This window comes from Salirhabdus euzebyi, from assembly GCF_014207435.1.
Classification (GTDB): domain Bacteria; phylum Bacillota; class Bacilli; order Bacillales; family Alkalibacillaceae; genus Salirhabdus; species Salirhabdus euzebyi.
This window is the reverse complement of the sequence record NZ_JACHGH010000011.1, coordinates 91,244-117,675: the sequence shown is the minus strand read 5'-3', so window position 1 is coordinate 117,675 and position 26,432 is coordinate 91,244. Positions and strand designations below refer to the sequence as shown.

General features: G+C 38.4%; 17 protein-coding genes. 5 read left to right on the top strand and 12 right to left on the bottom strand.

Translation table 11 applies throughout. From position 1 onward, the window contains the following. Window positions 1-123: 123 nt before the first annotated feature. From HNQ94_RS15855 to addB, 3 genes are all read right to left on the bottom strand, one after another. Window positions 124-1,236, bottom strand: a complete 1,113-nt coding sequence (locus tag HNQ94_RS15855; RefSeq protein ID WP_184351841.1) for an IS110 family RNA-guided transposase — start codon at window positions 1,234-1,236, stop codon at window positions 124-126. Between the two features lie 547 nt (window positions 1,237-1,783). Continuing rightward, a complete protein-coding gene (addA, locus tag HNQ94_RS15850; RefSeq protein ID WP_174497229.1) occupies window positions 1,784-5,506 on the bottom strand; it encodes a helicase-exonuclease AddAB subunit AddA in 3,723 nt (1,240 codons plus the stop codon). Next, complete coding sequence (gene addB / locus HNQ94_RS15845) at window positions 5,503-8,997, bottom strand: helicase-exonuclease AddAB subunit AddB (protein ID WP_174497228.1); 3,495 nt, start codon at window positions 8,995-8,997, stop codon at window positions 5,503-5,505. Before addB ends, addA begins: the two co-directional genes overlap by 4 nt. A gap of 178 nt (window positions 8,998-9,175) precedes the next feature. On the opposite strand from addB, the gene HNQ94_RS15840 reads away from it, so the two are divergent. Beyond that, window positions 9,176-10,324, top strand: a complete 1,149-nt coding sequence (locus tag HNQ94_RS15840) for an MFS transporter (RefSeq protein ID WP_174497227.1) — start codon at window positions 9,176-9,178, stop codon at window positions 10,322-10,324. Window positions 10,325-10,661: 337 nt separating this feature from the next. On the opposite strand, the gene HNQ94_RS15835 is transcribed toward HNQ94_RS15840, so the two are convergent. Continuing rightward, window positions 10,662-11,336, bottom strand: coding sequence for a TVP38/TMEM64 family protein (locus HNQ94_RS15835; protein ID WP_174497226.1), 675 nt, complete (start codon window positions 11,334-11,336; stop codon window positions 10,662-10,664). Window positions 11,337-11,560: 224 nt separating this feature from the next. Here HNQ94_RS15835 and HNQ94_RS15830 point away from each other — a divergent pair, with 224 nt between their 5' ends. Beyond that, window positions 11,561-11,950, top strand: coding sequence for a YhjD family protein (locus tag HNQ94_RS15830; RefSeq protein ID WP_174497225.1), 390 nt, complete (start codon window positions 11,561-11,563; stop codon window positions 11,948-11,950). Between the two features lie 66 nt (window positions 11,951-12,016). On the opposite strand, the gene HNQ94_RS15825 is transcribed toward HNQ94_RS15830, so the two are convergent. Next, window positions 12,017-12,532, bottom strand: a complete 516-nt coding sequence (locus HNQ94_RS15825; protein WP_174497224.1) for a competence protein ComK — start codon at window positions 12,530-12,532, stop codon at window positions 12,017-12,019. 257 nt (window positions 12,533-12,789) lie between these two features. Here HNQ94_RS15825 and HNQ94_RS15820 point away from each other — a divergent pair, with 257 nt between their 5' ends. From HNQ94_RS15820 to HNQ94_RS15810, 3 genes are all read left to right on the top strand, one after another. Beyond that, window positions 12,790-13,260 carry a DUF3939 domain-containing protein gene (locus HNQ94_RS15820; protein WP_174497223.1) on the top strand — a complete coding sequence of 157 codons (471 nt, stop codon included), beginning with the start codon at window positions 12,790-12,792 and terminating at the stop codon, window positions 13,258-13,260. A 123-nt stretch (window positions 13,261-13,383) separates the two neighbouring features. Beyond that, window positions 13,384-13,971, top strand: coding sequence for an SCO family protein (locus HNQ94_RS15815; RefSeq protein ID WP_174497222.1), 588 nt, complete (start codon window positions 13,384-13,386; stop codon window positions 13,969-13,971). Between the two features lie 237 nt (window positions 13,972-14,208). Continuing rightward, window positions 14,209-15,645, top strand: a complete 1,437-nt coding sequence (locus HNQ94_RS15810; RefSeq protein WP_174497221.1) for an aldehyde dehydrogenase family protein — start codon at window positions 14,209-14,211, stop codon at window positions 15,643-15,645. 262 nt (window positions 15,646-15,907) lie between these two features. On the opposite strand, the gene ald is transcribed toward HNQ94_RS15810, so the two are convergent. The 7 genes from ald to HNQ94_RS15775 all read right to left on the bottom strand — a co-directional run bounded on the left by ald (window position 15,908) and on the right by HNQ94_RS15775 (window position 26,427). Next, window positions 15,908-17,032, bottom strand: a complete 1,125-nt coding sequence (gene ald / locus HNQ94_RS15805) for an alanine dehydrogenase (protein ID WP_174497220.1) — start codon at window positions 17,030-17,032, stop codon at window positions 15,908-15,910. A 27-nt stretch (window positions 17,033-17,059) separates the two neighbouring features. Continuing rightward, entirely contained in the window at window positions 17,060-18,406 is a 1,347-nt protein-coding gene (locus HNQ94_RS15800) for an aspartate aminotransferase family protein (protein ID WP_174497219.1), read from the bottom strand. Window positions 18,407-18,433: 27 nt separating this feature from the next. Continuing rightward, window positions 18,434-19,894 (bottom strand): CoA-acylating methylmalonate-semialdehyde dehydrogenase, encoded by a 1,461-nt coding sequence (locus HNQ94_RS15795; RefSeq protein ID WP_174497218.1) that lies wholly within the window; start codon window positions 19,892-19,894, stop codon window positions 18,434-18,436. A gap of 363 nt (window positions 19,895-20,257) precedes the next feature. Further along, entirely contained in the window at window positions 20,258-21,838 is a 1,581-nt protein-coding gene (locus HNQ94_RS15790) for a GNAT family N-acetyltransferase (protein WP_174497217.1), read from the bottom strand. 39 nt (window positions 21,839-21,877) lie between these two features. Further along, window positions 21,878-23,302 (bottom strand): NAD-dependent succinate-semialdehyde dehydrogenase, encoded by a 1,425-nt coding sequence (locus HNQ94_RS15785; RefSeq protein ID WP_217423894.1) that lies wholly within the window; start codon window positions 23,300-23,302, stop codon window positions 21,878-21,880. Window positions 23,303-23,341: 39 nt separating this feature from the next. Further along, a complete protein-coding gene (locus tag HNQ94_RS15780) occupies window positions 23,342-24,439 on the bottom strand; it encodes a C45 family autoproteolytic acyltransferase/hydrolase (protein WP_174497215.1) in 1,098 nt (365 codons plus the stop codon). A 710-nt stretch (window positions 24,440-25,149) separates the two neighbouring features. Further along, window positions 25,150-26,427 (bottom strand): NAD(P)/FAD-dependent oxidoreductase, encoded by a 1,278-nt coding sequence (locus tag HNQ94_RS15775; protein WP_174497214.1) that lies wholly within the window; start codon window positions 26,425-26,427, stop codon window positions 25,150-25,152. Window positions 26,428-26,432: the final 5 nt, after the last annotated feature.

Below are 26,432 nucleotides of genomic sequence, written 5' to 3'. Positions count from 1 at the left end.
TTTTTAAGATATAGCACAGAGGAGGCACGTGGATTTTCCTTTCCGGTATTACTCTTTGCCTTCGAGCCCTAATCTCACCTATCTACTTTGAAGTTAAAAAAGCATTTTTACAATAGTAATAAATTAAGAACCTTGATTGTCTTCAACTTCTTGCGTAATTGCCCAAATAAAACCGGCCAATTCTCTTGCCACTGCGGTGACTGCCTTTCCGCCTTCTTTACCCCTAGATAGAAGTCTATAGTACCTTTTATGGAGCCTATTTTGGGCTTTCCATGAAATCGCTTGAACTGATGGGCTTAGACCATTTTGTCGTCTTTTTAAATCCCCTTTTACTGCAGGTTGATATCGATAACTCCAGGCAGATTCAATTAATAAACGCCGAACATGTCGATTTCCTGTTTTCGTAATTTCTCCTTGTTTCCTTTTCTCACCACTAGAGTACTCGCTCGGAATTAACCCTACATAAGCCATAAATTTTTTTGCAGTTGGGAAACGTTTAAAAGAGCCAATCTCTGCTACAAGGCTTGTCGCAGTTATAAGTGCTACCCCTCTTAATCCCTGTAAAGTTTGTATAGTTGGGGCGTGCACACCTTCGGTTGCTTGTAATTTAATTTCCTCTTCGAATCTAAGAATACGTTGTTCTAATTCTTTTAATTGGTGATAATACTCTTGAAAAACTACTCGTAAAGCTGCATTTTCAAATTTTAATGTATCTAGCCAGTTACGATACTTTTTGGTCCATCTAGTGATTCCTGGTGGTGATTGAAGATTATTACGCAATAAGAATTTGGTCAAACGATGTCTGGCTCTTAGCTGATCTTCTTTTGCATCTTCGCGAGCTCTAATTAAATCACGGAGTGCTTCATCTTCTGTGGTAGGAACATATATAGAAGTTAATTCACCAGCTCTATATAACTGAGCGAGCCTAATAGAATCCCTACGGTCAGTCTTAATACGTTCACCTGGCCTTTGGGGGATTAGAGAGGGAGCTATCACATCACAATGAACTCCCAAGGCAAGTAATTGTCTATATAATGGGTATCCAGTTGGTCCTGCTTCGTAACACACTCGCAGAGTGTGAGACTCTCCAAGTTTTTTTATTAATTTCCTAACTGCTTCTGGTGTATGGGGAATCATTCCATAGTATCTTGATTCACCGCGGCCCTCTTCAGCAATAGCAACTGCAATTTTTTCTTTTGATACGTCTAAACCTACATATTTTATGGTATCCTTCATATTAACTAGCTCCTTTCGTAATGTAGCTCTGATTTGGTTTTTTGATGTTTTTTTATCAATAACATTCTTACCAAATTAACCTACGAATTTACGAGTAAGGAGCTAGTTTCGTTCATGATAACTCGCGAGCAAAGAGCGCTCGTCTCGGGGGTCTTCAGACTCTTGCTCTCCCAAAGGAGTCTCGCATGTTTCCGCGGCTTAGAATGGTGTGCTGTACGAGCGAGAAGACTCCCCAAAATATAAATGATGTGGTATTACTACTCATAAATCAAAACATGTATCTTAGCGGAGGCAGAATACGTAGACTCCTACGGGACCAGTGACCGTCGTTGGACCCCCCAGACGAAGTCGAGGAGGCTCAGTGGGAACCCGTGGAAAGCGAAGTATTCTGCCGAAGCGGTGAGCTAGCACCTACTTCAAGAAAATAAAAGTTACGTCGCATTTTCCATCTATTATGTAAAAGCAACAATCGATGACAAAAACACTTTCTTTAAGTACTACAGAAAAAAGACTGTCCATGTATTTATTACACATGGACAGCCCATTCTTAAATAACTTTCACTAATAGCGTTTGATCAAAAAAGTACAGATAACCTTCTTTAACTGGTTGATTCCAAATTTCTTCTACTGCTCTTGCATAAAGGGAAAGCTGTAGCTTGTATCGATCAATCAGCTTTTCCTTTTCCCTATCAGTTATAGTTGAGGCTAGCTGATCCGTTTTATAATCTAGTAATACCCAGCCATCCTCTTTCGGAATAAGACAATCGATTACCCCTTGGAGTAGAACAATTTCATCGGTTTCCTCCCGCCAGTCTGGGTAAACTTCGTTCGCGGGTATGCCTAAACTAAAAGGAATTTCTCGATGAATTTCCTGCGCTTCTAGAAGTCTTACTCCCATTTCTGTATGGAAGAAGGACGCTACTGCTTGTAAATCGATAACATCAGCTTCATCTCTTGTTAACAATTCTTTCTCCACCATATTTTCTACATGTTCCTCAATTTCTTCTTGAGACAGGATATGATCAAACGGTAAATGCTGCATGACCGTATGCATGGCACTACCTATTTCAACTGGTGTCAGCGTTTGATCCTTTTGCATAAAACGCGGTCTTTTCACAATTGGACGTTTAAACTGTTTCAATAAAGCATCTCCGCTGTATTCATCTTTCATTTGTCGCTGACGCTTTAGTTCCGTAACAGACTGTTTGGCACGATAGGTTGCTGATTGGTCGAACGTATACTTATACGTAAGTCGTCGTTCTACTTCTTCATAATGGTCACCCTTCTCATGAAGTGGCTTCCATTCCATTACAGCTTCCTCTAAATCTTGCTTTCTATCTTTTGTTACGGTGTCCGGATTTGCAAATTCACTTGAATGGTGAACATTGATTTTCCATTGAGATGCATCGCTCCAAATAGAATCTGGAATAGTAGGCTTCGAATTTTCCTCACGCAATAGTCCCCCTGCCTGATGACGTAAGATCGCTGGTGCAACCCAATTTAAATAAGATGTTGTATCTAATCGGAAATATGGAGGTAAAATCCAGTCTTGATGGTCAACAATACTTTGCCATTTCTCTTTTCGTTTATTCAGGTCTTTTACATTACCAACCATTACTAGCTTTTCTTTTGCACGGGTTAACGCCACATATAAAACCCGCATTTCTTCAGCGAGCATTTCTCTTCTCATCGCAATTTTTAATGCATTGTAGGGAAGTGTAGCGTACATAATTCTTTTGATCGGTTCAATATACTTCATTCCCATACCTAAGTCTTTATGCAACAAATATTTCGCCCGTAAATCTTGCTCATTGAACATTTTATCCATCGCACCGACAATAACAGCAGGAAATTCAAGCCCTTTACTTTTATGAATAGTCATAATCCGTACGACATCTTCTTGTTCTCCAAGGGCACGAGCAGCACCAAGGTCTTCACCTCGTTCCTCCATTCTTTCAATAAAACGGAGAAAGCGGAATAAACCACGGAAGGAAGTTGCTTCATAACTGCGAGAACGGTCATAAAGCGCCCGTAAGTTTGCTTGTCTTTGTTTGCCCCCTGGAATTCCACCGACAAAATCATAGTAGCCTGTTTCACGATAAATTTGCCAAATCAAATCGGAAAGCGAGCCTTGTCGGGCTTTTAATCGCCAGTCCTTTAATTGCAGCAAAAATTGATGGCAAGCAGCTACTAATTCGTTATCACCGGTTTTGACAAAAGACTTCAATGCACTAAAATAGCTTTCTTTTGGAGCAGCCAATCGGATTTGTGCCAATGCTTCCTCATCTAGTCCAACAATTGGTGAGCGAAGAACCGCTGCTAACGGAATATCCTGTTGTGGATTATCAATTACTTTTAACAAACTAAGCATTACTTTTACTTCAATTGCTTCAAAATAGCCAGTGGACAATTCCGCATAGACAGGGATACCTTGTTGCTTTAACTCTTCAACAATGGTCGGTGCCCAAGTCATGGAACGAAGCAAAATAACAATATCACGGTATTGGATATTTCGGAGTTGCTCTGTCTTCTTATCCACTACCTTGTAAGACTTTGTTTCTTCGTCCCCAATCCACTGTTTAATTTTCATTGCATAAGCTCTAGCCTCTAACTGAGCTTTTTGAAGATCACGAAAATCCTCTTCCCCATTATGTTCTGTTTCCTCTTCACCTAACTCTCCTCCGTCAATAAGAAGGAGTTCGGCATCATTTTGCTCTGTCACTAACTCATCGTAAATCATATTGCTATAGATTAATTCTGCATCCTCGTCGTAGTTGATTTCCCCTACCTCTTCATCAAGTATTTGACGAAATACATAGTTCGTTGCTGCTAGCACCTGTTGCCTACTACGAAAATTCCGAGAAAGATCAATACGAACATTTTCATTATCTACCTCAGCAAATCTTTTATATTTAGAAATAAACAAAGAAGGTTCTGCATGCCGGAAACGATAAATACTTTGCTTTACGTCTCCTACCATAAACAAGTGTCCTGCATCAGGACCAGCTGTAATTAACTGCAAAATCGTTTCCTGTACTAGGTTCGTATCTTGATATTCATCGACCAAAATTTCTCGGAACTGCTTTTGGAACTGTGCAGCTACTTGTGATGGTTTCGCCGCTTCAAAAGTAGAATATTCATCTAATAAAATAGCTAAACAATAATGCTCTAAATCGGCAAAATCCACTAATGCTTGATCTTTTTTTCGCTTTTGATAACGCTCATGGAAGTCTTTCACCAAAGTAGCAAGCTGCTGCATAACCGGAAACAGATCCTGTAAGTCTTGCAGGTAGGAGGAAAGTTTACGGGAAAACCATTGTTTCTCTACATCCTGCCATCTTTTTTTGTAACGATCTCTTATTGTTTTGAATTTTTCTTTTTTATCTTCATCACAATCTACCTTTTTACGAGCAAGTGCTTGGAATTTACTATTTTCTGCAAAAAAGTGAAACAAATTATCCCATGGTCCATCGACTAGCGCTTTCGCATTAGCAAATTTTAAAAGGTCATCATCAACGGCTTCGGCATAATGATAAGGTCCATCACTTTCTCTAGTAAGCTGTAATGCCTGATTTGCTTCTGCGATCATTGCTTCTAACTGACTTTTCATTTCAGATCGAATAATGTCCATCCACACGAGCTCTTCTTCATTCGTTTCAGGCGTCACCTGATACATACTCGTCATTTGATCCAACCAGTTACCCGGAGAAGGGTTTTGCATCGAAAAATCATATAGCTTCATCATTAAGGATTCAATTTCCATGTCACTTCGATCATTCGAAAATCGATCTACTAGATCAAAAAATCTTTCCTGTTCTTCTCCTTCTCTTCCATACCAATCCTCAAATAATTCCTCTAATACTTCTTGCCTGATTAAATCTGCCTCCACATCATCCGCAATTCGGAAATTGGGATCAATATCAAGCTGGTAACTATATTTTCGAACAACGTCCATACAAAAGGAGTGGAGAGTGGAAATATGGGCACGTTGTAACAGTGAAAGTTGCTTTTTCAAATGCACAGAGTTTGGATTATCTTTTAAGGCAGCTTCTAGCGCACTACCAACACGATTTCGCATTTCTTGTGCGGCTGCATTCGTAAAGGTTACAACTAACATTTCATCAATATTCATTGCCTTCTGTTGATTTAATAGTTTTTGAATAATACGTTCTACTAAAACAGCTGTTTTCCCCGATCCGGCTGCTGCAGCGACTAGGACGTCGGTACCGTCTGTATAAATCGCTTTTTCTTGATCTGCGGTCCACCTCATGACTGACTCTCCCCCTCTCTTCCCATTTTGTATAAAATTTCCTCATCCCCATGCTTTTTCAAGATGCGGTATTTATTTTCTTCTAATGTTGCGTCAAACTGACAGACAGATTTATACGAACAAAACGTACATGCTGTCGTCTGTTCCTTTTGAAACGGGTTTAATTCAACTGATCCACTAGTCATCGATGTCCCAGCCTGCTGTAGGAGTGATCGAACATAGCTACGAAGTCTATGGAATAAATCCTTTTGTAACGTTTGGGATCCTTTTCGGAAGCTTCCATCTGTTTTAAAACCAGCAGGAACGACAGGACTAACACCTGATGATAAATCGATATCCATTCGCTTCACAACTTGTTCATCTTCCAGTAGTAACCCTTTCATTTTAAACTGCTTAAAAATTTCTTCCTCAATATCGTCCACTTGCAATGATTTCGGATCCGATATCATTGGATTGTGTACGTGGAAATAAAGCATTCCTGCGGGCTCCGCACCTTTGCCAAGCCACTGTTCGGCGTTACTTAGCACAACATCTAAATAAGCGAGCATTTGCAGGGATAAACCATAATACACTTCTACTAAATTCAAATCCTTGGCACTAGATTTATAGTCAATAATACGTAAAAACATTTCATCATTAATATCGGCCCGGTCTACTCGATCGATTCTACCTCGAAGTATGAGTTCATAACCGTCTGGTAATGGTAGATTCATTGCTGGTAGTTTTTCTTTCGGTCCAAAACCAAGCTCAATCCCAGCTGGAGAAAACTCACTTCTTTTTGCTTGCTCCGCTAACACATTTGCTGCACGAGTAATAACTTTTTCTAGCTTACGCAAAATATATTGATAACGGTTTGTGCTAAATAAAATTTGGTGTTGCAGGATAGGAGATAATTTTTGCACGGCGCGCTTCGCATACGCCTCGACTTCTTCTGCAGTTAAATCCCGATAACTTTTCCCATCCTGTATGACCCAATCGGTAATTTGCTTTAAGGCCTCATGAAACAATTGACCAATATCAGGCGCATCTAGCTTGTACACTTGTCGTTCACCAAGGGCTAGAGCATATTTCGCAAAATGCTGGTAACCACATCGATAGTACGATTCCATCCTTGAAACACTCGTATTTAACTGCTGCGGATAAATTTGTTTAACCGTTTCCTTTGTTAAAGTAACAGGTTTGTTTTCATAAAATAAACTCATAAACACTTTTCGTGTACTACCTAATTTATCTGTATTTTTGACATACCAATGAAACGCATCCCAAAAGATTTCCGGTACTGGATAACCACGTAAATATTTTGCAAGCTGTGATGTGAGTACGGAACGTGTTTTTTGTGGTACTGAAATAAAACGAAACGGATTTTGTTCGTCTTCATCCTCAAGGAGTAACGTCTCTTCTAATTTCGGAAACATCTCTTTTACTCGGTTAATTAATGGAGATGGGGTTTTTGTTTTTCCTTCGTCATTACTTAAGGGATAGCTAATCCACAAGTAATCCTTAGCAGCTGTGAATGCTAAATACACATAAAAGCGGTCGTCCAAAAGCTGACGTTCACTACTATCAGCGAGAGCAATACCATGCTGTGATAACAACGAGCGCTCCTCTTCGGAAATCATCCCTTCTGCTGGTGGTTTTAATGGCCATAGACCTTCGTTAACACCAAGAAGAAATGCCCCTTTTACATTCGATATTCTCGAACGGTCAACACTAGCCACAATGACATGGTCCATACTCGGTGGAACATGGGCAAAGTTTAACGACTCAAAACCTGTCTCAAGGGTTGTCCGGAAAAGAGATAAAGACATCTCTTCTTCTCCAATCATTTCAACCATTTCATCCAGCAACTGAATAATCGCATCCCATACTTGCTCCTGCTCTCTCGCTCTTTCTAGTTCCCCTATTTCATCATATTGATTACGCCACTTTTCTAATGTTGTTGCTACATCTAGCTGCTCTAACCATTCAAAAATAGCAACACATCGATCCTTAACTGTGTTTTTCTCCCTCATGTCCTCGTCTATTGTCGCTAACGCATCTGTTACCTGCCTACGTAGACGATTAATTTTCGTTTCTTTTTCTTGTTCCTGCGTTGTTTTTCGCATGGAATCAAAACCACGAAATCGCTGAAAAATCCAGTTTTTATTTTCAACCCAGCGTGAACGAGCTCGTATGCCGTATTCCAATACGTAATTTTCTAGCTCGTCAATGGACTCTTGATGAAGAGGGTAATCGGGATCCTTAGTCGGAATAAAATCCGTTTTTAATACTCGAAAAATAGCATCATAGCGCCAATTACCTTCTACCATATCAAGCATAGAACGAATAAGCTCGACTAAAGGATGATTGAGCATCGTTCGCTTTTCATCAACAAACACTGGAATTTGATAATCAGAAAAAATCGTTTGGATTAAATCCTGATATACCGCGGACTCTCTAATTAATATAGCAAGGTCCCGATAACGGTACCCCTTATCTCTTACTAGATGAAGGATTTCCTGTGCAACACCCTCCACCTCTGCTCTAGGATGAACTGCCTGTGCTAGTTTAATAGGAACTGGGTCTGGATACATCCGAACAGGATGGGTATCAAAGTTTCTTTCCAAGTGGGCAAAATAAGATCTGCCCTCAAATCGTTCCTTTTCTGGATCTAACCAAATAGGTTTCTCCAGCCTTACTTGTACTTGTTCAGCTAGCTCCAACAAATGAAGGTACGTTTGCTTCGGTTGGAAAAATAAATCAAGCTCCTCTATACCCTCTTGCGGAACCTCATCTAACGTTAGCGTGATTGTCACTTTTTTCACTTTTTTTAATAATGCTTCTAATACGAATAACTCCTGTGGGGTAAAACGATAAAACCCATCAAACAATACTTCTGCCCCATCTAAAAAATCCGCATCTTCTATTTTTTCGGCCAACAATTGAAGCTGATCCTCATTATCGATATAGTGCTCCCTTAACGCAAAGACGAGCTGCTCATAAATATGGGATAGATCCTCTAGCTTTTGATGCAACATTTTTTCTCCTGGATATTTATGAACGTAATTTTTCATTTGGTCTGTTAGTTCAATTAGATGATCAGGAGTAATACGGTATCGCTTAAACTCGGTAATCATTCCTTCTAGCTGCTCCATAAAACCTTGTTTTTCAACGGCTTTCTGGAATACCTTCCAATCACCTTTTCGTTCTTCGGTGATTTTTCTAAGCATCATTTGTACCCCTGTCGAGGAAATAAATTTCTTCGTTCCCCCTCCTGTTTCTTGAAAAACTCGCCATGCAAGTCGGGAAAAGCTAAATACTTGAGCACGTATAGATCCTTTAAGCTCTTCCTTCTGTAACAGAGAATACTCCTGTTGGAATGTCATTTGGTCAGGCACGATATACAAAATAGGAGCACCTTGTGGTAACTCTTTTAACTTTTGTTCAATCGTATTTAAGCAAAAATTACTTTTTTCGGTTCCTGATCTTCCTAAAACAAATTGTAATGTCACGTTTTTACGCCTCCATTCCTTAACCAAACTATTGCCTATTGCATAAATTAAACTACGTATTATTCTGCAAAGAAAAGTTGCCTTCACTTAGCTTTGTTTCTAAATCGTGATTACCTACATCTAATACCATTTTTGTTAACATGATGTGCTTTGATATGGTAAAAGAGAGGGAGTTCTTATGATCAAAAATGTAAAAGTCACAAGTACAATACTCATTATTGCTGGTATTTTTATCGCTAGTAATTTATATACAATGTTACCTGTTCAAACTTTTTTAACGGAAAAGTTCTCTATCTCCTTACAACTTTCCTCTTTAGCTAGTTTTTGTTTCATTATTTCCTATGCCTTTGGTTTACTATGCTTTGGTATTGGTACCGATCTATTTAATGAAAGGACCATATTACTTATTGGCATGCTCATTTTAAGCATCGTTACCTACTCTATTTCGTTTGTGAACGATTATGGTGTTTTTTTGTTTTCTAGATCTATTCAGGGCTTTTTTGCTGCTAGCTTTGCACCAGCTGCTTTTAGCTATATATTTAAATATTTTCAAGGAAAAACCCAGACAATGTCGATTGCCCTTATCAACACTGGCTTTTTATTCGCAGGGATATTCGGGCAAATAATTGCAGCCTATTTTGTGTTTTCACATTCTTTTCAAACTCTATTTTACGCCTTCAGTGGCTTCTATTTCATCTGTTTTGTCTTGCTCTATTTAACATTAGCAAAAGAAGAAAAAACGACTACTGCTAGTACAAATCTCCTCCGTTATATTGTAACATTAATCCGCTATTCCCCATTGCAGAAATTGTATATTACCGCCTTCTTCCTATTGTTTACAGTGATGCTTTTTTATGGAGGATTTGAACTTTATTTAGTAAAAAACGGTGAATCCTTTCCGTTTTCCCTCCAAGTGTTTCGAATTATTGGATTAATTGGAATTGTACCAGCATTTTTCGCGAGCCGTTTAGAAGCCAAATATGGAGCAAAAGATGTCCTACTATACAGTTTAATTTTAATGACAATCGGTTTTATATTCCCATTAATTACATTAAATGAGTGGACACTTATATTCTCTTCCATCTTCATGATCGCATCTACTTCCTTAACGATTCCAATGGTTATTTTACTTGTTGGAAAATGTGCAGCATCCGCAAAAGGTCGGGCCATTTCCGTTTATTCTTTCATGCTTTTAACAGGAGCAAGCATCGGAAGCGTCCTTGCTGCTTTTATTCCGTTTCACTTTATCTTGTTGGGAATAGCAATCCTGTTCATCGGTTTGGTTTATATTGTTAAAATGCTAAAGGTAAATAACAGTTATGGGTAGGATTTTACTTGTAAACAGCATAGTGAGATTTTTTTTGAGGTAGGTTCTATTCTGTGGATTTTTTCGACTAACTTCCTCTCCAATCAACTATTACTAGACCTGAAAAAAGTAATAGAACACATGCTTAGCGAAGGAAATACACGTAGACTCCTGCGGGACAGCGAAGACGTTGAGACCCCACAGCGAGCGATCTTTGCGAGTGAGGAGGCTCAACGCGAGCCCGCGGAAAGCGAAGTGTATTGCCGTAGCGGTAGGATAAAAGCACATTTAGTTACTTCGTAGTTTAAGGAAATTGTGTAGACTATTAGAAAACCGCCTACGTCGTTGCGTAGGCGGTTTATTCTGATCCTTCTTCTGCTAACTTGGCGATTCTTTCTCTTTCTTCTCTCTCCGACTTTTTATGTAGCTTTCTTTCAATTACTTTCCCTATTATCCAGAACAGTAAAATACATATTCCAACTATAATCGTTTTCACTGGTTGCTTAGCGAAGGACATAATACCTTCTCCAATGTAGGAAATAGTAAAAATCATTACGGCTTTTCCCATCAAAACAGCTAATAAAAACTGTTGAAAGCTAACTTTAGAAAGCCCAGCTACAACATTGATAACGGATGACGGAGAAAAAGGAAAACAAAGCAGTAAAAACAACGGTCCAAAACCGTGTCGTTCAAACCATAACATAACCTTTTGAACCTGTTTATTTTTCCGAATAAATAGAAAAAAACGTGTATTTCCTAATCTGCGAATTAAAAGGAATACTAGTATGGATCCAATTACCGATCCGGCCCATGAAAGCAAAAATCCCTTTAATAATCCATAAGCCATTGAATTTGCTAAGACAAACACAAACAAAGGTAAAAACGGTAGCAACGCCTCTAACATTGGTAATAATAAACCAGGTAATGGGCCTAGGTTTTCGTAGCTAGCTAATAACATTCTTATATAATCATCAAAAGTATCATTTTCAATCATTTGTCCTATATCAGAAAAATTCTCGATTTTGAGTAACATCGTTTAGCTCCTAACTTATGCGCTCATAACAACTTATATTAATAGTTTACTTCCTTAAAGTATAAAGAAAATGTAAGATTTTGCATACATTTTTTCGCATCTTTTTACAATATTTTCTCTCCTTTATCTTAGTGTTCCATAACTTTTTAGTTTTAAAATGGTTATTTATCGTATATAATGAAATAAGAACAAATGTTCTATTATGTTTTTCGGAGGGAAGCAAATTGCGTTACCTAAAAGAAGAAGATTTTAAAGTCACCTCAAGATTTTTGTTTCTTTCCATGGCCATTGTTGTAATGGAGCAGGATATTAAGCATATTGAGCAAGGAGCATTTAAAATTAAAGAACCATATTTAGAGTTACTACGAAAAATGGAACACGTTGCACGTTTGGAAAGAAAGAAACTTCAAAGTACGATGAAGCAAAAAAAACTTCAAGTTATTTTTTTACAAAAAAATGATACTTTTTCTACTTACCTATTTCTCGGAAATGGTTATGAGGAAGAAAAACGCTATTTTAATCCGGCTATACGTAAAAAGGTACAGGACTTATTATATGACCTTATGAATCAAGTACTTCCCTCTCCTTCTTTTCGTAAACCAACAGGGACATAAAAATGCATTAGAAAAAGGTACCCTACCGAAAGTTCGTTTTAGTATGGTACCTCGTCCTATTATTTTTTAAACAAAAGGCTCTGCAACCTTTTCATTTCCAGGCGTCCATTTATACTGAATTCGTTCGGTCAATTTATATCGAAATTGAGCTGTCCGTTGTACTTGATTCATCATGGAACCGTAAGAAACGGGAATTTTAATTGATTCTCCATTTTTAAAATGGACTTCTGTTTCATTTTGGGATATTGGTCGAATGTGAGAAATGTGCGAGTGGGCAATCCATGTGCAGTTTGAATTATGTGGGGATGTGGTTGGAAAGAAAAACATTCCACTGTGAGGATCAATAGCAATTGGGGCTTTATGGGTGATACCGCAAACACCTTTGGTTCCTTCTTGTCTTCCCTTTAGGCTAGAACCGAAGAACTTACATGCTTGGTCAATCAACTTGCGAGGTGATTGTGTAATGACATACTCATTATTCTTTTCAAGCACTCGTGCACCTGCTTCACCATTTTCAAGCCATTCTGGAATTACAGCAACAGTAAATGGGGAAATTTCATATTCTGTTTTGTCAAAATTCATCAATATCTCATTCCTTTCTTCTTTTTCTTCCATAATATAACACAATTTTTAATAAAATGGAAATTTTTTGAATAATTAGTCCTATAAAATGGATTGTACTTACAAATAAAATATTTAAAAACTAGATAAAATAATGACATATTTCAGTAGAAAACATATCTAAAAATGGAATTTTCATATATCTGTTCCACCTGTCATATGCGATAGTAAGCGTTTTCCTTTATAATAAAGAAAAAGAGGTAAAGGAGGAGAATTTGATGTTTTGGAAAAAGAAGCAAGATAAAAAACAATTAAACGAAAAGAAAACATACCCAACGCGTCCTATTTCCATCCATGAATTAAGACAAGCTGTTCAACAATATGCCAATACCCTTCAGCAAGGAGTTCCTCTGTCTGTCATCATAAATGATGATTTAACCATTGACTACCATCTACTAGCACCTTATTTAAAAGCTATTCCAGAAGAGACGTACTATATGTCGAAGGAAACATATGAAATATTTGAAGAAAAAGACAAAGAATTGGCTGAACATATTGATAAGATTCAAAGAGCTGTTGACCAATACAAAAAACAAAAAGGTGAACTTCCTATTATAGAAGGGGATCCTTATAAAAAAGTGAGCTACTATAAATTAGAATCACTTAACCTGATAAGCCAACGTCCTGACAAAACTTTTTATATTACGAAAGAAGAGGACTTAATTACCTACAATCAACCAACTAAATAAGTTCACAAAGCTGCAATCAAATCGTCGTAGATTATTCACAAATCAAAGCCTATCCTCTCCCTTTTTCACGTTAAGATGAAAATATACAGTATTTCAAGACTGGTATATGGGGGAGATTGGCTCATGAAGAAAAAGTATTATGTGTTTTTTGCATCGTTTATTGCAATAGGGATAGGATTGGGGATCCTATACTTAGAATTTTGGCGAGATGCAGGTGTTAAGCTACCTGAAGATATAACCATGGAAACTGCTTCTGGAGAAAGCTTTGCTTTTACGAATATGGAACCTAAAGTAAGATTAGTTGAGTTCTTCTACACGAAATGTCCATCCGTTTGTCCAATTACTACTCAACGAATGATGCACTTACGGGATCTGTTTAAAGAAGAGGAAGTTTTTGGGGATAAGGTGGAGTTTCTTTCCATTACGATTGACCCTGAAGTGGATACATTAGAGGAAATAGAAGAATACATGAATAGGTATGGAATTGTAGACGAGCAAGGTTGGGTATTTTTACGTGGTGATATGGCAGCAACGGAAAAACTCGCAGAACCGTTTCGTTTCCAGTTTAAAGATAATGGTACAGATTTTATCGTCCACACCTCCTATACGTATTTATTAAATGAAAAGAATGAACTCATTGAAAAATTCCCTATGGGAAAAGCATTTGATAAAGAGCGGGTACATGATAGAATCATGAGATTAATCGATTAACAGTAGAATAACAGTTTACGTACGAAGCGTTTGGACTCTAATTGTCCAAACGTTTTTTCGTTTCCACTCATAAGCAACATAGTATACGTCCACATGTTTTTCCTTTATCCTTAAAGTAAGTTGAGTTAAGTTAATGTCCAATCTTTTCATTAATTAATTTACATTATGAAACTAGGAAATGTTCCTTTCTTACACATAAAATAGAACATAAGAAAAAATAAAGGTGAGGTGTTAAGAATGAGTGCTAGTTGGGAGAACTATTTACAGACTTTAGCGGAGGGAACGATAGAAACGTATCCTCTTATAAACCCACATACTCGTGAAAAAATAACCGATATTCCCGAGTGCACAGAAGAACAAATGGAAAATGCCATTACGAAAAGTGAACAAGCCTTTCAACAAATGAAAGCGTTAACCTCTGAAGAAAGATCCACCATAATAGAAACAGCATGTACATTAATAGCAGAACAAAAAGAGACGTTCGCGAAAACAATCGTTTTGGAATCTGGAAAGCCGATTAAATTTGCCCGTGGCGAAGTAGATCGCACCATCCAAACATTAAAATTTGCCGCTATAGAAGCCAAAAAATTAGAAGGAGAATCCATTCGTTTAGATGCTGCACCAAATGGAGCAGGTAGAGATGCTTATACTATTTTCCAACCAATTGGTGTAGTAGGTGCCATTACTCCATTTAACTTTCCACTTAATTTAGTGTCACATAAAGTAGGGCCAGCTCTAGCTGTAGGAAATACTATTATCGTAAAACCTGCAGAAAAAACACCCCTCTCCTCTATTTTATTAGCTCAAGTATTTGAGGAAGCTGGTTTACCAAAGGATGCATTTCTAGTTATCACAGGTGATGGTCCAAAACTCGGTAAGGTTTTAATTGAACATCCTGCCGTTGCGAAGATTACCTTTACGGGCAGCCCTCAAGTAGGTAAATTAATTAAATCACAGGCCGGGCTAAAAAAAGTTACGCTTGAATTAGGAAGCAATTCCGCTTTATATATAGACAATAGCGTAAAGGATAAGTTAAAAGACATTGCTCAAAAGGCAGTTGTTGGAGCCTTCTCCTATAATGGTCAAGTATGTATTAGTACACAAAGGATATACGTTCACGAAGATATCAAAGAGGAATTTTTACATTATTTTAAGGAAGCAACAGAGTCACTCGTTTACGGAGATCCAAATGAAGCCTCTACTGATATGTCGGGTATGATTGACGAAAAATCCCAGCAGCGCGTATTAAAATGGATGGAAGAAGCTGTTACAGAAGGGGCAACACTTGTTACTGGAGGAGTGGCAGAAGGTTATGGGGTAAAACCTAGTATTTTAACAGATGTATTGCCCCAATCGAAAGTGTCATGCCAGGAAGTGTTTGGACCTGTTGTAATCGTAAATTCAGTCGCTAGTGCTGAGGGAGCACTTACAGAAATGAACAATAGTGAATATGGCCTAAATGCAGGCGTATTTACATATGTTCTCCCACAAGCATTTGAGTTTGCCCACAATTTGGAGGTTGGGCAGGTATTAATTAACGACTTACCAACTTTACGATTTGATCATATGCCGTATGGGGGATTAAAGTCTTCTGGATACGGATATGAAGGAATAAAATATGCCATCCGCGAAATGGTTCATATGAAGTTTATTAGTATGAATTATCGATTTTAACTGACTATACCCCGCATAAAATATGCGGGGTTTTATTAATTGTTCAATTAATCTTGTTAAAATGCAATATTAATTGTTGAATCAATCATTCTAGCTTCTGAACCTTTAATTTTCCCTACTAAACCTTTAATTCTATCCTGTGAACCTTTAATTATTTCAAGTGGAAGCTTTAAATGCCAGCACATACGCACCAAAACTGCAAACAAAAAACCCTGTATTCAGCATATTTACTGAATACAGGGGAAACAATCAACAATTTTCCTTACGCATAATCATAAAACAAAGAACTTGCCTCTTTATATTCCAATCCATGAGCATCGGCTACTGCTTTATACGTCACATAGCCGCCTAGTGTATTAATACCTTTAAGGATGCCAGCATCTTCTTCGCTTGCTTGTCTGTACCCTTTACCAGCAATTTTTAATGCATAAGGAATCGTAACATTCGTTAGGCCTAGTGTTGATGTTCTTGGAACTGCTCCAGGCATATTAGCTACTGCATAATGTACGACGCCATGTTTTTCATACGTAGGATTATCATGCGTCGTAATTTTGTCGGTAGTTTCAAAGATTCCACCCTGGTCAATAGCTACGTCGACAATGACAGATCCTTTTGTCATGGATTTAATCATGTCTTCAGAAATCAGCTTTGGTGCTTTTGTTCCTGGTATTAAAACTGCTCCAATCACAAGATCTGACTCAGCCACAGCTTCTGCAATGTTTAGGGGATTAGACATCACGGTGTTCACTTGATTACCGAAAATATCCTCCAACTCTCGTAAACGAGCAGGGTTTAAGTCTAGAATAGTGACGTCAGCACCAAGCCCCATTGCTATTTTTGCTGCATTTGTTCCAACGACTCCCCCACCTATAATAGCCACTTTTCCTCTTTTTACTCCTGGGATTCCCCCTAGTAAAATACCTTTTCCACCTTTTGGTCGTTCTAAAAACTGAGCGCCGATTTGAGAAGCCATACGACCGGCAACTTCACTCATCGGTGTTAATAAAGGAAGAGATCCGTCAACTGCTTGGATTGTTTCGTATGCAATACCCGTTACTTTTGCATCAACTAGCGCCTTTGTTAATTCAGGTTCTGCTGCTAAATGAAGATAGGTGAATAGAATTAATTTTTCATGAAAATATTTATACTCTTCTTTTAATGGTTCTTTCACTTTCATGACCATTTCTGAAGACCATACATCCTCTGCCCTATCAACAATGACAGCACCTGACTGCTTATATTCCTCATTTGTAAATCCAGAACCAAGGCCAGCCTCATTTTCAATAACGATTTCATGTCCCGCTTTCACAAGGGCATTTACGCCTGATGGAGAAATAGCTACCCGGTTTTCGTTATTTTTTATCTCTTTAGGTACTCCAATACGCATGTTTGTTATAAACCTCCTATCTACTAACTAGATTCGTATAATAGCTTCTTTCAACGTTTTGATCATATAATCCAAATCATCATCTGTTAAACTCAAAGGAGGACTAAGGGTTAAAATATTGTTAAAACCTTTGACGGTATCTCCATTTTTGCCAATGATTAAACTATGTTGTTTACAATAGGATATTACCTTAGCTAATTTATCAGGATGGGCTGGCTCTTTCGTTGTCTTATCTTCTACTAATTCGATACCTAACAGTAGACCTCTTGAACGAATATCCCCAACGTTTGGATGTTCGCGTAATTCGGCTAATTCTTCGCTTAAGCGATTTCCTAACTGTGCGGAACGCTCAACTAAGCCTTCCCTCTCCATAATTTCAATGTTTTTCAGTGCAACCGCACAAGAAGCTGGGTGGCCACCAAACGTATTAACGTGACGGAAATGATCATATTCCTCTGTTCCTTTAAACGCTTCATAAATATCTTTTCTAACAGCTGTTGCAGATAAAGGCATATAAGAACTTGTGATTCCCTTCGCCATTGTTACGATATCTGGCTTAATTCCAGCATGCATAAAGCCGAAACGTTTTCCTGTTCTCCCGAAACCATTAATAACCTCATCCATAATAAGCAATGCACCATGGCGATCACAAATTTCTCTAACTTCCTGTAAATAGTTATCATGCGGGATTAAAACCCCACCACCAGTAATCATAGGTTCCATGATTACAGCTGCAATGGTTTCATCTAATTCCCACGTCATTACCCTTTCTATTTCACTAGCACTATGGGAACAGCACTGACCGTCTGATGTATCAAAAGGACTTCTATAGCAATCTGGCGGAGCAACATGTAAAAATCCTTGCCCTAGTGGTTCATACTTGTATTTTCTTTGTGCCTGGCCAGTCGCAGCTAGTGCCCCCATCGTATTTCCATGATAGGAACGATAGCGAGAAATTATTTTGTGACGGTCATAATTACCGTTTTGTCTATGATATTGACGTGCAATTTTAAAAGCTACCTCGTTTGCCTCTGACCCGCTATTGGAAAAGTATATGACATACTCATCCCCAAGCCATTCATTCAGCTTTTCTCCTAGTTCAATGGCAGGTTGGTGACTATGGGTTAACGGATAAAATGGCATCTTTTTCAATTGTCCATAAGCAGCCTCTGCAAGCTCTTCTCGACCATATCCCACATTTACCGACCACAACCCAGCCATACCATCTAAAAATCGATTTCCCTCTGAATCTGTTATCCAAGCACCATTAGCTTCGGATACAACCATCGTGCTGTTTGGATCAAATTTCCGCATGGAATGCCATACATATTTTTCGTCCTTTTTTAACAGGTCCTGCGTTCCTTTAACCGTCATTGGCTTTACTCCTCTCATGAAGGTAATTTAAAAGCGTGAGGTAATCATCTTCTTGCGGGTATAAAATTCCACACCATCTTTACCATTCGCATGAAGGTCTCCAAAGAATGAATTTTTAGCTCCAGAAAATGGGAAGAACGCCATTGGAGCTGGTACTCCTACATTCACCCCTAGCATACCTGGTTCCGCTTCTTCACGGAACTGACGAACAGCTTTTGCATCTCTTGAATATAGGGTAGCTGAGTTCCCGAATCTTGATTTATTTACTATATCTAAAGCGCCCTCTAAATCTTCCGAACGTAAAATGCTTAGAACGGGAGCGAAGATTTCATCTTTTGCAATACTCATATCAGGAGTAACATGATCAAATACTGTTGGGCCTAAGAAATAACCCTCTTTAAAAAGTTCTCGGTCCTTTCTACCGTCCCGAATTAGTTTTGCACCTTCTTGAATACCTAAATCAATATACTTCAGGGCGTTTGAGCAACTAGAATCTCTAATTACGGGTGTGAGGAGAACATCATCCTCCATTCCATTACCCATTTTGATTTCACCTATTTTAGTGTTCAGCTTCTCTACAAATTCATTGCCATCTCCCACTACTACAACAGCACTACACGCCATACAACGTTGACCTGCACTTCCGAATGAAGAGCTAATAATATTCTGAATGGCTGTATCAAAGTCTGCATCAGGCATGACAATATGGTGGTTTTTTGCTCCAGCGAGTGCTTGCACTCGCTTCCCATATGAGGCAGCTTTCTCGTATACATACTTTGCTACCGGTTCAGATCCTACGAACGAAATCGCTTTCACATCTTCGTGTGTAATTAATCCATTAACGACATCGTGTGCACCATGGACAATATTGAAAACACCATCAGGTAGACCTGCTTCAGTAAATAATTCTGCTAAACGATTAGCAAGAATTGGTGTACGTTCAGATGGCTTTAATACAAATGTATTACCACAAGCAATTGCTAACGGGAACATCCAACAAGGAACCATCATTGGAAAATTAAATGGAGAAATGCCACCAACAACACCTAGTGGATAACGGAACATCTGTGAATCTATATCTGCTGCAATGGTGGATAACGTACTTCCCATCATTAAACTTGGAGCACCTGCAGCAAATTCCACACACTCAATTCCTCGCAAAACCTCTCCATAAGCTTCCTTATAGCTCTTTCCATTTTCTTGTGTAACTAACTTTGCAAGCTCTTCATGATTTTCAGTCAAAAGCTGTTGATATTTAAATAAAACTCTAGCTCTTTTCGGAACTGGTGTTTTACTCCATGTTTGAAATGCTTTCTTGGCCATTTCCACGGCTTGATCTACATCACTAAATGAGGAAATTGGGACTCTAGCAATCGTCCTACCTGTTGCTGGATTTGGAACATCTTGATATTGATCGGTATTTGCTTCCACCCATTTTGCATTAATATAATTTTTAAGTACGAGCGTTTCTTGTTTCGTATCTGTCACATCAGCGCCTCCTCTAAGTTTTTATAATATTCGTTATATTTAACCTAAGTATATGCAACCGTACATTTCCATGCATTAGACAGAAGGTAAAAGAAAGAATCAATAGGTTTAACGGATTGATTACTTTTTTACTTATTTTTCCTTTTATCTAGAATAGTCACTTATTTTAGGTTCTTCATGGTCATTGCTATTTACAGCAATCAACAGTAGCAAACTATTGCAGCATACTATCAAAATCCCTAAATCACTGGGTGGAAAGCAACATATTTAATTGAAAACTTCAATTCGACTTTACCTTAACTAAAAAAGGGTAAAACAGAGGCCGCCGGTTCTTCCCGACGACCATTATTTTCCTATATAATTTTACCGACTTGTTTCTAAGTCTGAAGAGGTCGGTTCAATAAGTTGCACACGATACACATCATCACGTCTATCCTTTAAATGTGTAACTGTACCGACCTTTCGATATCTACGTAATACTTCCAAATCAATTTCCCCAATTACCATTGTTTCGATATTTGCTCCACATTCACTAATAATTCCTCTACTTGGGAAATTAAAATCACAAGGTGAAAAGATACCTGACTGCGCATACTGAACGTCCATGTGATAAACATAAGGTAAATGTCCAACTGTACCAGACATTACTGTATATACTTCATTTTCTACAGCTCTCGCTTGTGAGCAGTAACGAACGCGTAAGTATCCTTGTTCATCCTCTGCGGAGAATGGAGTGAAAATAATTTGTGCACCTTTATCAACAGCTATTCTTGAAAGCTCAGCGAACTGAATATCGTACCCTAGTAAAATGGATATTTTTCCACAGTCCGTATCAAAAACTTGCACTGTTCTTCCAGGCTGAATTCCCCACCATTTTTTCTCATCAGATGATATGTGGATCTGATATTGCTTTTCGATAGTCCCATCCCTTCTGAAAAGGAAGGAAACATTATAAATAGAGTTATCTTCCTCAACAAAATGAGAACCACCAATAATATTAATGTTGTATCGAATAGCAAGGTCAGTAAATAGTTTTAAATATTGATCCGTGTATTCGGCAAGCTTTCGAACTTGCTTACTCGGCACTGTCTCATCTATAAAGGAAAGTAACTGTAATGTGATAGATTCTGGGAAAACGGCAAAGTCACTCCGGATATTAGAGCTAGACTCAATAAAATACTCAACTTGGGCTGCGAAGTCGTCAAACTCTTCTATTTCTCTTAACATATATTGAATGACAGATATACGGACTGGTAAAGAACGTCTATAATGATGATCGGAGTCTGGACGATAATCAACGTTCACCCACTCCATTAAAGTTGCATATTCCAGCGATTCTTTATCTTCCTTTAAGTAGTTAGACATAACCTTTCTAAGTTCAAAACCATTCATAATTTGGAAAGTCAAAACCGGATCGTATATTTTCTTTTGGATGACTTCTTCCACATACTCTTCTGCTGTTAATTTATCAGCATATTTATGATAATTAGGAATTCTCCCGCCAAAAATAATCGATTTTAGATTAAACCTTTTACAAAGCTCTCGCCTTGCTTCATATAAACGTCTACCAATTTTCATGTCTCGATACTCTGGATGGACGACTACATCAATCCCGTACAAGTTGACGCCTTCTGGATTGTGGTTGCGAATGTACCCACCACCAGATATTTCACCTATTGTGTGGTTTTCACCATAATCCTCAAAATTAATAATCAAACTTGAACAGGAACCGATAATTTTCCCTTTGTATTCCACACAAATTTGCCCTTCCGGAAAGATTTGCAAATGTGTTTCATACTGTTTTCGGTTAAATGCTATGGCCGGGTCCCCAAAACCTAGATGGGCCATCGCAATAATTTCATCAATATCATCGTAACGAGTATTTCGTACGATAATTTCTTTTCCTAACTGATTAGAATCTATTTCCTTATTTTTCTCAACCATACATATTAGCCTCCCTAACTTGGTTGAACGTTAAATCAGCTAAATCAGGTTAATGGAAACGTACTTTTCTTCTAAGTATTCCAAAATACCGGATCTACCGCCTTCGCGACCATTTCCACTTTCCTTATATCCTCCGAATGGACCTTGAACAGTTACCGGAGCAGCATCATTAATACCAACGATTCCATATTCCAATTCATTCATAATTCGAAAACCACGACTTAAATCCTTTGTGTAAAAATAAGCCGCAAGCCCATATGGAGTGTTATTTGCTTTCTCAATAACCTCTTCTTCTGTTTTAAACGTGAAGATTGGAGCAACTGGACCAAACGTTTCTTCTGATGCAATTTTCATCTTTTCATTGGCATAGTTAATAACAGTAGGTTCATAAAAATAGCCTTTTAATTCACCAGCATCATATGGTTTACCACCACATAATAGTTGGCCATTATGTTCTAATGCATCCTCTACATGACTTTGTACTTTATCAAATGCTTGCTTGTTAATGAGGGGCCCTATTTTTGTCCCTTCATCTAAACCATTACCAATTTTTAATGCCGCTACCTTTTCGGCAAGTTTACGACCGAATTCTTCGGCAACTCCTTCTGCGACATAAATCCTGTTTGTACAAATACACGTCTGTCCATTGTTAACAAATTTCGTACCCGCAGCCCCTGCAGCCGCTGCGTCTAAGTCAGCATCTTCGAACACGATAAATGGAGCATGCCCGCCTAGCTCCATGGACACCTTTTTCACTGTATCAGCAGAGTCACGAATGAGCATTTTTCCAACAGCAGTTGATCCCGTAAATGTTAACTTTCTAACTAATGGACTTTTTGTCAGTACTGGTCCTATTTCCTCCGCAGCTCCCATAACTAAGTTAGCAACCCCTTTAGGTAATCCAGCTTCATGGAAACATTCAAATACTTTCATTGCTGATAACGGAGTAGCTGGTGCAGGCTTGATAACAACCGTACATCCCGCTGCAATGGCTGGAGCAATTTTCCTCGTAATCATCGATAATGGAAAGTTCCAAGGTGTGATGGCAGCCGTAACACCAACTGGTTGTCTTAAGACCATTAATTGTTTATTAGGATGGGAAGCAGGTATCGTTTCTCCATACACTCTTTTCGCTTCTTCCGCAAACCATTCTACATAGGCTGTTGCACTTACTACTTCTCTTTTTGCTTCTGAAAGAGGCTTTCCCATTTCCGTAGTGATGGTGTAAGCCATGTCTTCCGCCTTTTCTTTCATTAAGGCTGCAACTTTATTTAAATAACTTGCTCGTTCAGCCGCTGTCGTTTTTTTCCAAGTAGCAAAAGCTACATTTGCACATTTAATCGCTTCTTCCGTTTCGTCACGTCCACCTGATGCAACATTTGCAATGACCTGCCCAGTTGCTGGATTTACTACTTCGAAAGTTTCTCCGGAATTGGCATTTCTCCATTCTCCATTGATATACAACAAAGTAAAACCTCCTATCACTCAATTCATATTCACTATTTAAATAGAAATTTCTTCAAAAGAACCTTCTGCTGGTTTACCAATACAAAGAAGCATCTTCCGTTTTGAGAGATTCATAATAATAGAAAAAACAGTCTCCATTCTACGGTGTTCTGGTGCGAGCATATTCTCATAATGATTAATGGAATTAGGTGCGTTAAAAGTATCGGATAACCAGCCTTTAAATGTTTCTTCAGTTATAGGTTGGCCTGAAGCTATTGCTTGATCCATCAACTGTTCTGCACGACGTTTTCTAATCATGGAATCGTCAAATCTAAATTCGTTCATGTCACGAAGATTTTGTTTAATAACATCAGAAAGTAAATGGTTACTATGCACTAGTTTTCCTTCTGTACCACCAACAGAATCGATACCAAAAGGAGACACTTCAAAATTTAAAGCCATCCCATTTGAAGCTCCATTTCCTTCATCTATCCCCATTAAAAAGCTAGCTGCACCAGCCATTTGACCATGCTTTATTTTCGAAATAGCCTCTCCCAATGAATTAGAATTCAAAACACCACGTAACCCTAAGTGAATCGGAACTTCATTAGATTTCTTATCTGTTAAAAGGGCATTGAAACAAATGCCTAAACCAGCCGAATTCATCCCAATTTTGCCGATTATACCTCCTTCGGTTACCATCGAAATATCTGGTTTTGACTCATTATCATGTTTTATTTTTAAAACGAGTAAACTATCTTTTTGGCGTCCCTTCCAATCCCAGTTTTGACCTAGAATTGTATCTGACATAAGTGGTGGACATACCGCCATTGCAGTACAACCATCAGAAAAAGCAGATCCTTTATAACCTGCAAGAGCAATTTCACTTCGTGCGTTAAGTGCTAATATATCTTCAAAATCAACTCCAGCGCCTTCCGCTACCCCTTCCATTTCTTCAATTAATTCATAATCATACTTTTCAATAGCTTTTAGGTGGTCTAAGGCAAATTGTCTGGCTTCTTTCCAACTAATTTGCTTATAACCATAAAATAATTTTTCGTACGTTTCTAAACTATGCAGAACTTCTTTTTTCCCTTGGGATCCATGCTGCTTTCCAATTTCTTTCGCAGAACCTTCTAGCATTAGTTTTTTCATATTCCTGTCTAACCCTCTCTGTTTACCAGTTTTTCTCCGTATAAATAAGTAGATAGTAGACCAGCTCTTAAAGTTAACTTACTAATCTACTATCCTATGTTTTTAAGCTGATTTTCATTTACTATTATCTTTGGCTCTTCTCGTAAAGATTGTAGTTATTTTTGCACGGTACATAGAAAATGCGACATAACTAAAGCATGCATTCCCTATTTGAATCGACTGCTATAAGACTGGCTTCGGCAGAACACTTCGCGCACCTTAGGGTTCCCACTTAGCCTCCTCGACTTCGTCTCCGGGATCTCACTTAGGTCAGTGGTCCCGCAGGAGTCTACGTATTCTGCCTACGCTGATGATAGATTTTCTGATTTTATGTGTAGTAATTTTATGAAATAATTTTGTTTTGGCAAGTTTTCTCGTTTTACAAACCACCAAGCCAAGGAGCGGAAACATGCGAGCTCCTCGAAAATGAAAGGCAATTTTCTTCGTGCAATGTAATGATGCCGAAGCGTTCCTTATCCTATGGGAGAGCAAGAGTCTGAAGACCCCCGAGACGAGCGTTTTTTGCTCGCGAGAAGGCTGAAGCCTTGCCCATGGAAAGCGAGTATTTTTCCGCGGCGACGGACTACCACTCATCTTGTTCAGGATGGGCTTCACATAAATGAAGTACTTTGCAGTTTATGGAAAAAGCACCTACCTTGTAGAAAACAGCCTTATTTTTTATCTTTATAACGATAATAATATTTCATTAAGCTAACTGCCTTTTCATGTTGACTATGAAACGGTATTGGTCTGACACGTTTTATTTCTAGTGGATTCTCATCCTCGCTCATTTCACCATGAATTCTTCTCGCCAGTAATTGACCCATGAGGGTTGACATTGCTGCACCGTGACCTGCATATCCGTATGCAAAATAGGTGCCATCATCTAGTTGACCTATATATGGAAGTCTTTCTTTCGTTATGGCCACCTTGCCTCCCCATTGATATTCAATCTTAGCATCCTTTAATTCTGGGAAAACGCTTACCATTCCATCTCTTAGTTTTTCAAATAGTTGAAGTTGATCCTTCTTATTCGCTGACCGTCCTGAGCCACCGAATGCCATTCGATTGTCAGATGTTCTCCGGAAATAATAAAGCAAATTTTTCGTGTCTGAAACTGCCCTATTATTTTTAATTAAATCCTCCACCAATTCCTTTGATAACGTTTCTGTTGCAATCATAATACTCTCAACTGGTACGATCGTTCGTTTTATTTTTTTATTTAAATCACCAGAATATCCATTTGTTACAATAACAATTTCATCCGCAATAACACGGCCATTTTTTGTCGTTACGACCACTTTGTTATTTGCATCTCTTTCTACCTTTAACGCTTCAGAGTTTTCATAGATGGTGCTTCCAAATTTTTCAGCAGCCTCAGCAAGCCCAAGCGCATAATTTAAAGGATGAAAATGGGCACTCTTTTCGTCAATTCTACCACCGTGGTAAAAGGTCGTTTTCAACTCCGTTTGCATGTCATGGGGCTCTATCACTTTCACCTTGTGATTAAAATTACGCTCCAGTACTTCTTGTTCTTTTTTCATTCCTTCGATATCGCTCGGTCTATATGCTGCTAGTAAACTACCATTACGAGTAAATGCACAGTCAATATTGTTCGACTCAATAATTGTTTCAATTAAATCTATAGAATCAAGGGAAAGCTGATACATTTTTCGAGCAGCTTCTACCCCCTTCTTTTTAATTAAAGAACTAGCTGAACCCATATAGCCAGTTAACACTTCTCCACCGTTACGGCCACTTGCTCCGCTTCCAACTAAATCTTTTTCCAATACAATCGTTTTAGACCCTTTTTGTTGCAAAAAATAGGAGGTGGAAAGACCAGAATACCCACCGCCAATAATAACAACATCACATTGTTGATCTCCTTCTAAAGATGGTCGCTTACGCCTTTCGTTGGCTGTTGCTTCCCACATTGAGATCTTTTCCATCGTTT